The sequence below is a fragment of the Testudinibacter sp. P27/CKL/0425 genome (assembly GCF_052931395.1).
The window spans coordinates 73,651-86,956 of sequence record NZ_CM128801.1 but is presented as its reverse complement, the minus strand read 5'-3'; the positions used below and the strand labels follow the sequence as shown (position 1 = coordinate 86,956).

At 48.8% G+C, this 13,306-nt stretch carries 15 protein-coding genes and 1 tRNA gene; 4 read left to right on the top strand and 12 right to left on the bottom strand.

All coding sequences use genetic code 11. From position 1 onward, the window contains the following. The first annotated feature begins 34 nt into the window (after positions 1-34). The 3 genes from ACUHGC_RS00445 to ACUHGC_RS00435 all read left to right on the top strand — a co-directional run bounded on the left by ACUHGC_RS00445 (position 35) and on the right by ACUHGC_RS00435 (position 1,522). Positions 35-110, top strand: a tRNA-Ala gene (locus ACUHGC_RS00445). 114 nt (positions 111-224) lie between these two features. After that, entirely contained in the window at positions 225-920 is a 696-nt protein-coding gene (locus ACUHGC_RS00440; protein WP_446833753.1) for a GDSL-type esterase/lipase family protein, read from the top strand. Positions 921-934: 14 nt separating this feature from the next. After that, positions 935-1,522: a sugar O-acetyltransferase gene (locus ACUHGC_RS00435; protein ID WP_446833752.1), complete on the top strand. Its 588-nt coding sequence runs from the start codon at positions 935-937 to the stop codon at positions 1,520-1,522. Here the strand turns inward: ACUHGC_RS00435 and hemB are convergent. The 9 genes from hemB to ACUHGC_RS00390 all read right to left on the bottom strand — a co-directional run bounded on the left by hemB (position 1,519) and on the right by ACUHGC_RS00390 (position 10,374). After that, positions 1,519-2,538, bottom strand: coding sequence for a porphobilinogen synthase (gene hemB / locus ACUHGC_RS00430; protein ID WP_446833751.1), 1,020 nt, complete (start codon positions 2,536-2,538; stop codon positions 1,519-1,521). The two genes, ACUHGC_RS00435 and hemB, sit on opposite strands and share 4 nt — an antisense overlap. A gap of 72 nt (positions 2,539-2,610) precedes the next feature. Continuing rightward, positions 2,611-3,357 carry a twin-arginine translocase subunit TatC gene (tatC, locus tag ACUHGC_RS00425; protein WP_446833750.1) on the bottom strand — a complete coding sequence of 249 codons (747 nt, stop codon included), beginning with the start codon at positions 3,355-3,357 and terminating at the stop codon, positions 2,611-2,613. Between the two features lie 23 nt (positions 3,358-3,380). Beyond that, on the bottom strand, positions 3,381-3,875 hold the full coding sequence (gene tatB / locus ACUHGC_RS00420; RefSeq protein WP_446833749.1) for a Sec-independent protein translocase protein TatB: 495 nt from the start codon (positions 3,873-3,875) through the stop codon (positions 3,381-3,383). Between the two features lie 3 nt (positions 3,876-3,878). Continuing rightward, positions 3,879-4,115, bottom strand: a complete 237-nt coding sequence (gene tatA, locus ACUHGC_RS00415; RefSeq protein ID WP_446834805.1) for a twin-arginine translocase TatA/TatE family subunit — start codon at positions 4,113-4,115, stop codon at positions 3,879-3,881. A 145-nt stretch (positions 4,116-4,260) separates the two neighbouring features. Continuing rightward, a complete protein-coding gene (ubiB, locus tag ACUHGC_RS00410; RefSeq protein WP_446833748.1) occupies positions 4,261-5,901 on the bottom strand; it encodes a ubiquinone biosynthesis regulatory protein kinase UbiB in 1,641 nt (546 codons plus the stop codon). Beyond that, positions 5,894-6,565: a ubiquinone biosynthesis accessory factor UbiJ gene (locus tag ACUHGC_RS00405; protein WP_446833747.1), complete on the bottom strand. Its 672-nt coding sequence runs from the start codon at positions 6,563-6,565 to the stop codon at positions 5,894-5,896. The genes ubiB and ACUHGC_RS00405 overlap by 8 nt, the downstream gene beginning before the upstream one ends. 8 nt (positions 6,566-6,573) lie before the next feature. Next, on the bottom strand, positions 6,574-7,356 hold the full coding sequence (gene ubiE / locus ACUHGC_RS00400) for a bifunctional demethylmenaquinone methyltransferase/2-methoxy-6-polyprenyl-1,4-benzoquinol methylase UbiE (protein WP_446833746.1): 783 nt from the start codon (positions 7,354-7,356) through the stop codon (positions 6,574-6,576). A 124-nt stretch (positions 7,357-7,480) separates the two neighbouring features. Further along, positions 7,481-8,842, bottom strand: coding sequence for a sodium-dependent transporter (locus ACUHGC_RS00395; RefSeq protein WP_446833745.1), 1,362 nt, complete (start codon positions 8,840-8,842; stop codon positions 7,481-7,483). A 77-nt stretch (positions 8,843-8,919) separates the two neighbouring features. Beyond that, a complete protein-coding gene (locus ACUHGC_RS00390) occupies positions 8,920-10,374 on the bottom strand; it encodes an aminoacyl-histidine dipeptidase (protein ID WP_446833744.1) in 1,455 nt (484 codons plus the stop codon). 217 nt (positions 10,375-10,591) lie between these two features. On the opposite strand from ACUHGC_RS00390, the gene gpt reads away from it, so the two are divergent. Next, positions 10,592-11,053 carry a xanthine phosphoribosyltransferase gene (gene gpt / locus ACUHGC_RS00385; protein ID WP_446833743.1) on the top strand — a complete coding sequence of 154 codons (462 nt, stop codon included), beginning with the start codon at positions 10,592-10,594 and terminating at the stop codon, positions 11,051-11,053. Positions 11,054-11,124: 71 nt separating this feature from the next. On the opposite strand, the gene hisIE is transcribed toward gpt, so the two are convergent. Genes hisIE through hisA form a run of 3 tightly spaced genes read right to left on the bottom strand, consistent with a single transcriptional unit; the run spans position 11,125 to position 13,299 of the window. Continuing rightward, entirely contained in the window at positions 11,125-11,742 is a 618-nt protein-coding gene (hisIE, locus tag ACUHGC_RS00380; protein WP_446833742.1) for a bifunctional phosphoribosyl-AMP cyclohydrolase/phosphoribosyl-ATP diphosphatase HisIE, read from the bottom strand. Positions 11,743-11,794: 52 nt separating this feature from the next. Continuing rightward, the gene (hisF, locus tag ACUHGC_RS00375) at positions 11,795-12,568 is read right to left on the bottom strand and encodes an imidazole glycerol phosphate synthase subunit HisF (RefSeq protein WP_446833741.1); all 774 of its coding nucleotides are present in this window, start codon (positions 12,566-12,568) and stop codon (positions 11,795-11,797) included. Further along, a complete protein-coding gene (hisA, locus tag ACUHGC_RS00370; protein ID WP_446833740.1) occupies positions 12,550-13,299 on the bottom strand; it encodes a 1-(5-phosphoribosyl)-5-[(5-phosphoribosylamino)methylideneamino]imidazole-4-carboxamide isomerase in 750 nt (249 codons plus the stop codon). The genes hisF and hisA overlap by 19 nt, the downstream gene beginning before the upstream one ends. Positions 13,300-13,306 lie beyond the last annotated feature (7 nt).

The window sequence follows — 13,306 nt, the reverse complement described above, 5'->3', positions numbered from 1 at the left end:
AGCTCATCAAGCGGTCATCAAATACCATTCTTATGGGGATATAGCTCAGTTGGGAGAGCGCTTGCATGGCATGCAAGAGGTCGTCGGTTCGATCCCGTCTATCTCCACCAAATTTTTACCTTTTCTTGTCTATTTTAAACTTATCTTTAACCGTATCACATTGTATTTCCGCCTTATCTGCAGTAGCATTTCGCTATCCGTCAAATTTGACTTAGAATAACAGCATGGCATTAAAAGAGATTTTGCAATTTGTCGCACCCGGGCAACAAGTGAACGCCGAAGCATTTTTAGTGAATTTCAGTGCACAGCGGAGAGAGAGGATGACTGCGCGCTATAATCAGTTGAACGCCTTGACCAAGCCACATCAAATCGTACTGCTGGGTGACTCGATCACCGAGGAGTTCCCGATTAATGAAATGCTGCCGGAAATCGGCATTTATAATCGCGGGATCAGCGGTAACGACACCTACGACGTATTAAGCCGTTTACCACAGCATATTTACCCGCTGCAGCCGACAAAACTGTTTTTGCTGATCGGCGTAAACGATTTGGCGAAATACCCCCAAGATACCCCGCAACAAGTGAGCGAACGAGTGGCTCAAATTTTAGCATTGCTGCAGCAAAATTTGCCGGATTGCCAAGTGCACCTGCTGTCGGTACTGCCGGTAAACAAATCCGATGCGGCTAAAATCGATCAGGTGATGATGAGCTTGAGCGACAATCAACGGATTCGCGCATTAAATCAACACTTACAAGCCGTTGCCAAACAAGCGAATGTGGCATATTTAGATCTGCATAGCCACTTTTTAAATGCCGAGCAAGAGTTGAAGCTAGAATACACCCGCGAGGGGCTGCATTTAACCATTGAAGGTTACCGCCATTATTTGCAGCTGTTGATGCCGCATCTGCAAAGCGCATAACGGAACCGCACTTTATGATGAGTGAAAAGCAAAAAATGCTGGCGGGGCTAATTTACGACGCCAATCATGATCCCGATTTAATCGAGGAGCGGAAACACTGTAAAGAGCGGTGTTATGATTATAATCAATTGCGTCCGTCCGCTGAGGCGCAGCAACAGGCGCTAATCCGTCAGCTTTTTGGCAAAACCGGCAACACATTCACTATCACCGCACCGTTTTGGTGTGATTACGGCTACAACATCGAGATCGGTGATAATTTTTATGCCAATCATAATCTGGTGATTTTAGACGGCGCAAAAGTGATATTTGGCGAGAATGTGTTTATCGCGCCCGATTGCGGCTTTTATACCGCCGGGCATCCGTTAGACGTGGAACGACGCAATCAGGGATTGGAATACGCCTATCCGATTACAGTCGGCGATAACGTTTGGTTTGGCGGCGGGGTGAAAGTGATGCCCGGCGTGACAATCGGCAGCAATTCGGTGATTGCCGCCGGCAGTGTGGTCACGCAAGATATTCCAAGCAACGTATTAGCAGGTGGCGTGCCTTGTCGCGTGATCCGCGAACTTAACGAAAACCGCACTTGCCCGCCATCTGCTTAAGCTCGGCGCTCTTCATATAACCACTGCGCCACTTGTTTGGCGTAGTAGGTTAAAATCCCGTCGGCACCGGCGCGTTTAAAGCACAACAAGGCTTCCATAATCGCCGCCTTTTCGTTTAACCAACCGTTTTGAATCGCCGCCTGTAGCATCGCATATTCGCCGGACACCTGATAAGCAAAAGTCGGCACGCCGAATTGTTGTTTCACGCGATATACCAAATCCAGATACGGCATTCCCGGTTTCACCATCACCATATCCGCGCCCTCTTGCAAATCCAGCGCCACTTCTTGTAGCCCTTCGTTGCCGTTAGCGGGATCCAGCTGATAAGTCTTTTTATTGCCGCCTTTCAAATTGCCGCTAGAGCCGACCGCATCGCGGAACGGCCCATAAAAACCGGAGGCATATTTGGCGGAATACGCCATGATTTGGGTATTCACATAGCCGTGCTGCTCAAGTGCGGTACGGATTGCGCCGATTCGTCCGTCCATCATGTCGCTCGGCGCGACAATGTCCGCACCAGCCGTTGCGTGCGACAGTGCTTGTTTCACCAAAATCTCGGTGGTGGTATCGTTCAGCACATAGGCTTGATCGTCGATAATCCCGTCTTGTCCGTGGGTGGTGTAAGGGTCAAGCGCGATATCGGTAAGTACGCCTAAATCAGGATAAGCCTGTTTTAACGCCTTAACCGCTCTTTGTACTAAGCCGTCCGGGTTATACGCTTCTTCCGCCAACAGCGATTTTTTATCCTGCTCAATCACCGGAAACAGTGAAATCACCGGCACGCCGTATTTCACCAATAAGCCGGCTTCAATCAGCAATTGATCCAAGGTTAACCGTTCAACGCCCGGCATTGACGGCACGGCTTCGCGATAATTTTCACCCTCCATAATAAAAACCGGATAGATCAGATCATCGGCTGTTAATTTGTTTTCAGCGACCAAACGGCGGCTGAAATCGTGGCGACGCAGGCGGCGCATCCGAGTAGCCGGAAAGCGGGAGTAAATTTGTTGAGTCATACATATTATCCTTTTCTTAAACGCAACAAGACGCACGGCGGCGTCTTGGATTTATCTCAATACAAAGTGCGGTTAATCCGCTGCTGCTGCTTCTTCATCTCTCGGTTTATAAAAACGCGAGAAAACCAGCCCGACTTCAAACAGCAACCACATCGGAATCGCCAACAACGTTTGTGAGAACACGTCCGGCGGAGTTAAGAACATGCCGACCACGAATGCAGCCACCACAATATACGGGCGTTTTTTGCGTAGATCGTCAGCGGTGGTAACCCCGCTCCAGCACAGCAAAATAATCGCAATCGGTACTTCAAAACAGATCCCAAAGGCTAAAAAGATCGTCAGCACGAAATCTAAGTAGCTGCTGATATCGGTGGCAATCTGCACCCCTTCCGGTGCAGTTTTGGTCAAGAAACCGAACACTAACGGAAACACTACATAGTAAGCGAACGCCACGCCGATATAAAACAATAACGTGCTGGAAACCAGCAACGGATAAACCAAGCGTTTTTCATGTTTATATAGCGCAGGCGCGACAAACGCCCAAACTTGATACAGCAAATAAGGCACGGAAATAAAAATCGCCACCACACCGGTTAATTTCAGCGGCGTAAAAAATGGCGCGACCACTCCGGTGGAAATCATGCTGGCGCCTTGCGGCAACTGCTCAATCAATGGTAGTGCGATGATCCGATAAATATCATTGGCAAAAAAAACCAAGCCGCAAAATACGATTAAAATGCAGACGATCGCTTTTAACAGGCGGTTACGCAGTTCGATTAAATGACTGATTAGCGGTTGTGAATCTTCAACTGACGACATGCTACATTATCCTCAGCGCCTGACTAAGCAGACGCTTTGTCGGGTTGTGCCGATGTTTCGGCACTTGTTTTAGATTGGTTGCTGAGTAGCGCAGCATTTTCGGCGTGTTGCGGATCCGACTGAATGTCGCCCTCTTCGACCAGCGTGGCAATCTCATCGGCACTTAGGCTGTCTTCGATGCGCTTCACGCCGTCTTGCAGTTCTTTGTTCAGGCTGCTTTGCTGCTCCTGCACGTCCTGCTGCATTTTTTGCGCCGAGACTTTCAAATCTTGAATGTTTTTTGCCAACTCCGGAGACAATTCGCTTAAATTCAGTTTTTCCGCTTTTTTAATGCTCTCTTGCAGTTCATGTAATTTCAGCTCTTGGCTTAATTCATTTTGCACATTGTTAGCAATCCCACGAATCGTCCGAATCCAACCGACAACCGTTCGAATTGCCACTGGCAAGCGTTGCGGACCTAGCACTACCAAGCCCACAATAAAAATTAAAACCAGTTCGGAAAAGCCGATATCAAACACGGGTTATGCCTGCTCTTTGTCTTTGGCAGTTTGTTTTTCAGCTGTTTTTTCGGCGCTGTTTTCTAAAGATTGTTGAAATTCGGCGTCTTTATCTTTGCTGTCATCATCTTTAATCGCTTTTTTGAAGCCTTTCACTGATTCGCCCAGATCAGAACCCAGATTTTTCAATTTTTTGGTTCCGAATAAAAGAACGACGATTAACACGATAATGGCAAGCTGCCAAACACTGATACCCATAATATTACCTCGTTATGTGGAAAACAGCCGAAAAAACGGTGAAATTCCGATTGTTTAAATGAATTGTTGTCTTGGGTGAAAACTTTAAACCATTGATAGTTTTCGGTCAATCGACAAGTGTGGTCAGATTGATCTGAATCTGTTTTGTTTAAGCCGTTTCGACTAAACCATAAAGCCAGATTATAACCGCACTTAGCAACAGGCACGAACTAAAAAATAGCGGTAAATGCTCAAATTGTAAAAGTGTTGTGATAAATATCACACTCCCGATCACGCCGCAGTACCAACGGCGTCGCTGACGGCGTTGATTTTTAGATAAAGTGCGGTTTAATTCGCCAAGTTGTTTGCCGATTTCTTTTTGTTGCAGCAGCGCATGATACAAGGTTTCCGGCATTTCGGCAAAGTGTTCGCGAAAATACGGCAACCGCTCTTTAATCCCGCGATACACCGATTTAAAACCGACCTGATCATTCAGCCAATCCTGTAAAAATGGTTTGGCAGTTTGCCATAAGTCCAATTGCGGATAAATTTGTCGTCCCAATCCCTCAATGTACAATAGCGTTTTTTGCAGTAACACCAGCTGCGGTTGCACTTCCATATTAAAACGGCGTGCGGTGTTGAACAAATTCAACAGCACATGACCAAATGAAATTTCGCTCAACGGCTTGGCAAAAATCGGATCGCACACCGTACGGATCGCCTGTTCAAATTCCTGCACGTTGGTGTCTTCCGGTACCCAGCCGGAATCGACGTGCAGCTGTGCCACCCGCTGATAATCACGGTTGAAAAAGGCAAGGAAATTTTCCGCTAGATAGCGCTTGTCTTCGCGATTAAGCGAGCCGACAATGCCGCAGTCAATTCCGATATATTGCGGATCTTCCGGATGCGCCGGATTGACAAAAATATTGCCCGGGTGCATATCAGCATGGAAAAAGCTGTCGCGGAACACTTGGGTGAAAAACACCTGCACCCCACGCTCCGCCAGCAGTTTCATGTTAGTGCCGTTGGCTTCCAACGCGCGAATATCGGAAACTTGAATGCCGTAGATTCGCTCCATCACAATCACGTTTTTATAGCAGAAATCACTGTACATTTCAGGCACATACAGCAGCGGACTGTTCTCAAAATTGCGTCGCAGTTGAATCGCGTTTGCCATTTCACGCCGCAGATCCAGTTCGTCTAAAATGGTTTTTTCATACTCGCGCACCACCTCTACCGGACGCAAACGACGCCCTTCGCTGGAAAGGCGCGGAATCCAGCTTGCCAAGCGGTACATTAAACTGATGTCGGCTTTGATCGCTTTTTCAATATTCGGACGAATAACCTTTAACACCACTTCGCGCACGGCGAGAGGGCTGGTTTGGTTGAAACGCGCGGTGTGTACCTGAGCGATGGACGCCGATGCCAACGCGGTTTCGTTAAAATCGCTAAACCAGGTTTCCAACTTGCCGCCAAGTGCGGTTTCGATCTGTTCGCGCGCCAATTTGCCGGAAAACGGTTCGACCTGATCTTGCAGCAGTGCCAGCTCATCGGCAATCGAACCCGGAAACAGATCGCGGCGGGTCGACAACATTTGCCCCAGCTTAATCCACACCGGCCCTAACTCTTGTAGGGCTAAACGTAATCGAAGACCGAAAAATTTGTCTTGGTGTTGATTGCGCAGCCAAAACAGCAGTTTTCGTCCGCAGCGAATCGGGCGGGTAAAGGCATTTTTCGGCAAGGCGTCATCCAAGCCGTATTGCAAAATCACACGGATAATCTGGTAAAAACGGAATGCGGATTTAATCACGGTGCGGTTCCTGCTTATTTGGTTTCAGCTTCGCCGACAAGCGTTGCAATTTCTGTTCAACGCGCTCGTGCTGTTGGGTTAGTTCGGTTAGCTGTTGTTGAAAATCGGCAATAGCCAGTTTCGGCGCCGCGAGTTGCCACTCCTCGGTGAGCCGCTCGCCCCAGTGCTGTTGTGCGGTTTGCTGCTGTTGGCAGAAAAATGCCAGCCCTTGTCGCACTGCCCGCGTGGCGTTATAGGCAACCACATCGCCCAAATAAGGCGACAGCAGTTCGGCAGGATCTTTTTCTAAAGCATCGATCAAGCCGAGAAAATCCTGCAATACTTGTAAATCACCGTGTAGCACAATCGATTGATCATTTAAATATTGTGTCAATTCGGCTTTTTTCGGGCGATTTATCAGTGTTTTCGCCGACGTTTGCACTGTGCAATCCGCTTCGCCTTCATACTGGTGCAACACGTCGATCTGCCCGGCGGAAAACACAAAATAGCAGTTCATTTCCGGCTGTTGTAATTGCAGCGCCAACGTTTTGCCGTTTAATTTACGCAAGTGCGGTTGGTGATTTTCACTGCGCCGCAACAGTTGTGCAAGTGCGGTTTCGATTGCCGCCGAAGCCAACTGTGGCAGCATCAATTGCGTTTTGAGTTGTTCCCAATTCGGCAGCATAGCGTATCCTAAAATTTATAGCCGCGGTGCAGCGCCACGATCCCGGCACTGAGGTTGTAGTAATCGACACTTTCCAATCCGGCATCGCTCATCATCTGTTTTAGTGTCTGCTGATCCGGGTGCATTCGGATCGATTCTGCCAAATAGCGGTAGCTTTCGCTGTCGTTGACCACCACTTCGCCGACTTTCGGCAAAATATTGAACGAGTAAAAGTTGTATAATTTGCTTAACGGATCCAAAATCGGTTTGGAAAATTCCAACACCAGCAAGCGCCCGCCCGGCTTCAACACCCGATACATCGAACGCAGCGCTTTTTCTTTGTCGGTGACATTGCGTAAGCCGAAACTGATAATAATACAGTCGAAGGTATTGTCGGCAAACGGCAGCGCTTCGGCATTCGCCTGCACATATTCGATATTGCCGACCACACCTAAGTTACGCAATTTTTCACGCCCGACCTGCAACATCGAATCGTTAATATCCGCTAACACCACCTGTCCGTCGGCGCCGACCAAACGCGAAAATTTAGCGCTGAAATCGCCGGTGCCGCCCGCCAGATCCAATACTTTTTGCCCTTTGCGCACGCCGCTGCAATCAATGGTGAACCGCTTCCAAACTCGGTGCACACCGAACGACAACAAATCGTTCATCAAATCGTATTTGCCCGCCACCGAGTGAAAGACGTTGGCAACCATTTTTTGTTTGTCCGCTTTGGCAACGGTTTGAAAGCCGAAATGCGTGGTTTGCGGCTCTTCTGTGGCGATATCGGGGGAGTTGTGTTGTTGGCTCATCGTATTTATCTTGTCGGTTGAAATTCTGTCTACTTTACCACAAAGTGCGGTTAAAAATCGCTTGGTTTGTGCAGAAAGCAAAATAGGCGCCCCGAATCGGTTGCGCCTGTCAAAGCAAGAGCGGTTAAAGTGAATTAATAAAAATCACCAAAATAATCAATGGGATAATATATTTAACATAATTAAACCAAACGGCAGTTAAACGCGCGCTGCTGTTCAGTTCTTTTTTCGCTTCGTCTTTCAATACAAAACCGACAAAGATTGCGCAGCCAAGTGCGGTCAGGATAAACAGCACGTTGCCACTGATATAATCAAACGCATCGAAAATGTTGAGCCCCATAATCCGCACCGATTGCCACTGGTTGTCGCCCAGCACTGACGGAATGTTGCCCAAAATAAAGATCGCCCCCAACGTCAGCGCAATGGAAGCGCGGCGTTTGAGTCGGGTTTTCTCTTGCAGCACGGTGATCAGCACTTCGTAAATGGTGAGCGAGGTGGTCAGCGCGGCAATAATCAGCAAACTAAAGAAAATGGTGGCGAACACCGAACCGCCCCACATATGTGAAAACACGATTGGCAAACTTTGGAACACCAGCGTCGGGCCGGAGTTCGGCGCGACGTTGAATGTGAACAGCGACGGAAAAATCATAAAGCCGGCGGCAAGTGCGATCAGGGTGTTAATCACTGCGGTGATGGTGGCGGTTTTGACCAGATTCTCTTTTTTATCCAAATAACTGGAGAGCGTAATCAACACGCCGAAGCCAAGGCTCAAAGCAAAAAATACCTGTCCCAATACAAACACAAACAGCTCTTTGGTGATTTTAGAAAAATCCGGGATCAAATAAAATGAAATCCCTTCCAGCGCACCCGGAAGCGTGATATTGCGCACAATCATCACCAACAGGAAAATAAACAGGATCGGCATCAGATATTTCACCGAGCGCTCGATGCCGTCCATAATGCCTTTTGCCAAAATGGCATAGTTCACCAACACAAAAAGTGCGGTATACAGCAAAATCGTCAGCGGGCTGTTTTGAATGTGTTCGCTAAAAAATGCCGAGGTGGTATCAATTGTCACCGGCGCGGAGAGATCCAAACTGCCTGAAAGCAGGCTGCCGATGTAGGTCAACACCCAGCCGCCGAGCACCATATAATAAGCCAAAATACCAAATGCTCCCAACAGCCCCATGTAGCCCAATATTTTCCAAGCCGGATGAATCGGCTTACCGTTGGCGCTACCGGAAAACGCATCGACCGAATTTTTCTGCATTCGCCGTCCGATCACGTTTTCGACTAAAATCATCGGGATCCCGATCACGATCATCGCGATGCAAAACAGCATCACATAAGCTCCGCCGCCGTTTTCACCGACTAAATACGGAAAGCGCCACGTTGCGCCAAAACCGACCGTCGCCCCAGCAACCGTCAATACATAGGTTAATTGGCTCGACCAAGATTGGCGTGCCTTTTTAGTTATTGTTGTCATATTGCACCAGATTAAAAAACAAAAATACCACTTGCCCGCAGGGGGCAAGTGATAACGAAAAAAAGAAAAAGGATAAATTAAGATTTCACAGGAATATCCGCTAAAAGTGCGGTCAGCAAGCGCCAGTAAATCGCCACCGCCGGAATGTGCACTTTTTCGTCCGGCGAATGCGCATTGCGAATGGTCGGGCCAATCGACACCATATCCACCTGCGGATATTGTTTCTTCAGCAAACCGCACTCTAAGCCGGCATGAATCACTTGAATCAGCGGCTCTTGATTGATGATCTCGCGGTAATGCCGTTGGGTGATCGGTAAAATCGCCGAGTGTGGATTCGGCTCCCAGCCCGGATAATCATGGCTGAATTCAATTTCCGCACCGGCAAGATTCGCCAACGAATCCAGCATTGCACAAACATAGTGTTTGCCGCTTTCAATCAAGGAACGGGTTAAAATCGTGATTTGTAGCTGAGAGCCCAAAAGCGCCAGCACACCGATGCTCAATGAGGTTTCCACCACGCCTTGCACCACGTCGCTGTTACGGATAACCCCGTTCGGCAATGCGTTCAGCAAATCAATCGCGCGATCGGTTGCCGTTTCGCTCAAGCTATTCGTCGCTGATTTGGCGGCTTCCAGATACAACATCAAATTCGGTTCGCTGATTTCCAGCTCTTTTTTCAACTCTTGCTCCAACTCGGCGACCGCACTTTGCAGTTGTTCATCGCTGCCGTCAAAGCTCAACACCGCGAATGCCTCGCGCGGAATCGCATTGCGCACTGAACCACCTCCAATGTCGCTCAACACAAAGTCAAAGTGCGGTTGCAACTGCGCCAATACCCGCGCCAGCAACTTAATCGCGTTGCCGCGTCCGGTATGAATATCCACGCCGGAATGCCCGCCGCGCAAGCCTTTAAGCACCAGTTTTTTCGCTTGCGAATGCGGATTCGCCTGAATCTCCAGATCCAAACGCAAATCGCCGTCGATCCCGCCGGCACAGCCGACGTAGATCTGCCCGTTTTCTTCAGTGTCGGTGTTGATCAAAATATCACTCTGCAACCAATTCGGCTGCAAACCGTTAGCCCCAACCATGCCGCTTTCTTCGGTCATGGTCAGCAGCACTTCCAAATCCGGATGTGCCAAATCATCACTTTGCAGCACCGCCAGCGCCGACGCCAGCCCGATGCCGTTATCCGCGCCGAGTGTAGTGCCTTGCGCCGTCACCCATTCGCCGTCAATATACGGCTTGATCGGATCGCGGCTGAAATCGTGTTTGGTGCCGTCATTTTTCTGCGGCACCATGTCTAAATGCGCCTGCAATGCCACTTTTTGGCGATTTTCCATCCCGGCAGTAGCCGGTTTACGAATCAAAATATTGCTTGCCGAATCGCGTTCGACCCAAAATTGCTGCTGTTTTGCCCAATCGACGATATGGTCCGCCAGTTGCTGTTCTTGATAAGAGGGGTGGGGAATGTCACAAATTTGTTGGAACCACTGCCAGAGCAGCGTCGGTTGTAGCTGTTTAATCGATTGCATAATCAGTCCTCTCTAGTCGAAATACCCGATTGAAAATACCGCCGGAACAACGGTCTGCGCCGTGCCCGCCGGTTGCGAATAATGGTGAAAATCCGCGGAAAATTGGGATTAATAATAGCATGAAATCCCTTTTCAGGTTATCCTATCGCAATTTTTTAAATCGGGCTTGGTTATAAAGCCGCCACATTTTCGATATCAAGAGGAAAAGGGTTCAATTATGAGCGAAAAATACATTGTCACCTGGGATATGTTCCATATGCACACCCGCAAATTAGCAGAACGTTTGCTGCCGGCTTCCCGCTGGAAAGGCATTATCGCCGTCAGCCGCGGCGGACTGTTCCCAAGTGCGGTATTAGCGCGCGAATTAGGGATTCGTCATGTCGAAACCGTGTGTATCGCCAGCTACGATCACGATCAACAAGGCGAATTAAAAGTATTACACGCCCCACAAATCGGCGACGGCGAAGGCTTTATCATCGTTGATGATTTAGTTGACAGCGGCAACACCGCACGCGCCGTACGCGAAATGTACCCGAACGCCTATCTGGTCACCGTTTTTGCCAAACCGGCAGGCGCCCCGCTGGTCAATGAATATGTGGTCGATATCCCACAAAACACCTGGATTGAACAACCTTGGGACATGGGCATCACCTTCGTACCGCCGCTTTCCAGAAAATAACCTCGATCGTTCTCTCTCAGCAGGGCAACAGGCAAAAAATCATTTTACCTGTTGCTCTGTTGTAGGATTTCTTATTTGGCGTGGCGCTCTTTCAGTTTGCCGATCACATCCGCCCATTGCAGATCTTGATCTTGCAGTAACACCGTTAAATGATACGCCAAATCCGCCGCTTCGCAGATCACCTCATTGCGATCGTGCTCCGTGGCAGCAAGTGCGGTTTCAACACCTTCTTCCCCCACTTTTTGTGCAATGCGTTTTGTGCCGCGTGAATACAGGTGAGCGGTATAAGAACTTTCCGGATCGGCGCCTTTACGCGCAGCAATTAAGCGCTCTAATTTACTGAAGAAAATCCAATCAGGCTGGCTGGCTTGTTCAAACTGGTGAAAACAGCTTTCCGCTCCGGTGTGACAGGTTTCGCCAATTGGATTTGCAAGGATCAATAACGTATCATTATCGCAATCCAAGCTCATATCCACCACGTTTAAAAAATTGCCTGACGTTTCGCCTTTTGTCCATAACCGCTGTTTGGTGCGTGAAAAAAAGGTGACTCGGTTTTCAGCAAGGGTTTTTTCTAACGCCTCTTGGTTCATATAGCCAAGCATTAAAACTTCGCAGCTGGCGGCATTTTGCACGATAACGGGCAGTAAGTGATCGACTTTTTGCCAATCAATCGCCTGTGTATTTAACATAGTGATTTCCCTTTTTATCTGATTTATGTATTTTTAGGTATCGGTTCAAACCTTATTTTCTAACTTCCACGCCTTCGGCAGCCAGATAGGTTTTCAGTTCACCGATATTAATAATCTGTTTGTGAAACACGCTGGCGGCAAGTGCGCCGTCCACGTTGGCATTCAGGAATGCATCACGGAAATGCACCATTTCGCCTGCACCGCCTGAAGCGATTAGCGGCACATGGCAGACTTCACGCACGCGTTGTAGCTGCACCAAATCATAGCCTTGGCGCACGCCGTCTTGATTCATCATGTTCAGCACGATTTCGCCCGCACCGCACTTTTGCACTTCCTGCACCCAATCAAGCAATTGCCAATTCGTTTGGCGAGTGCGTGTTTCATCACCGGTGTATTGATTGACCCAATATTTACCGGTTTCTTTCTCCAACCAGCTGTCAATGCCGACTACAATTGCCTGCACGCCGAAACGTGCCGCTAAACGGGAAATTAAACTCGGATCGGCTAATGCCGGCGAGTTGATCGAAATTTTATCCGCACCAAAAGCGAAAATTTGTTCCGCATCTTCGATGGTTTTAATCCCGCCTGCCACACAAAACGGAATATCGATCACTTCAGCGACACGCTCCACCCAGCTTTTATCTACCGTGCGCCCGTCTGATGAAGCAGTAATATCATAAAACACCAGCTCATCTGCGCCCTCTTCGGCATAGCGAGCCGCCAGCGGCACAATGTCGCCGATGATTTCATGGTTACGGAATTGTACGCCTTTCACCACCTGCCCGTTGCGTACATCTAAACAAGGGATTATCCGTTTTGCCAACATGTGATTGCCTCCGCTACGTTAAATTTGCCTTCCAATAACGCGCGCCCGACGATCACGCCCGCCACGCCGCTGCCTTTTAAGGCTTCAATGTCGCTTAATGCGCCGATGCCGCCTGACGACTGAAAATCGACTTGCGGAAATTTCGCGCAAACTTCACGATACAGCGCCACATTTGAGCCTTGCAGCGTACCATCACGAGAAATATCGGTGCATAACACGTGTTGCAAGCCGACATCACGGAAATCCTCAATTAATGCTTCGAGGGTGATGCCGCTGTTTTCCTGCCAACCGTGAATCGCAATCTGTTTTTGCCCGTCGGCGGCAATGTTGACATCTAACGCCAACACGAATTTTTCCGCACCGAATTTGTTAAACCAGCCTTTTACCATCTCCGGCTGTTTAACTGCGGTTGAGCCGATCACGATACGATTTGCCCCGACTGCCAGTAAATCCGCCACATCTTGCTCGGTGCGAATGCCACCGCCCACTTGAATGCGGCTTTGTGTAGCTTCAATAATTTTGCCGATCAACGCAGTTTGACGTTTTTCCGGATCTTTTGCCCCCGTTAGATCCACCAAATGCAATTGCTCCGCCCCTTGGCGAATATAGTCGGCAAATTGGGTGATCGGATCATCGCTATAGGTGGTCTGTTTGGCATAATCCCCTTGGTGCAAACGCACCACGTGCCCGTCGATCAGATCGAGCGCCGGGATAATCATCGATTTTTTCATTTGGTTT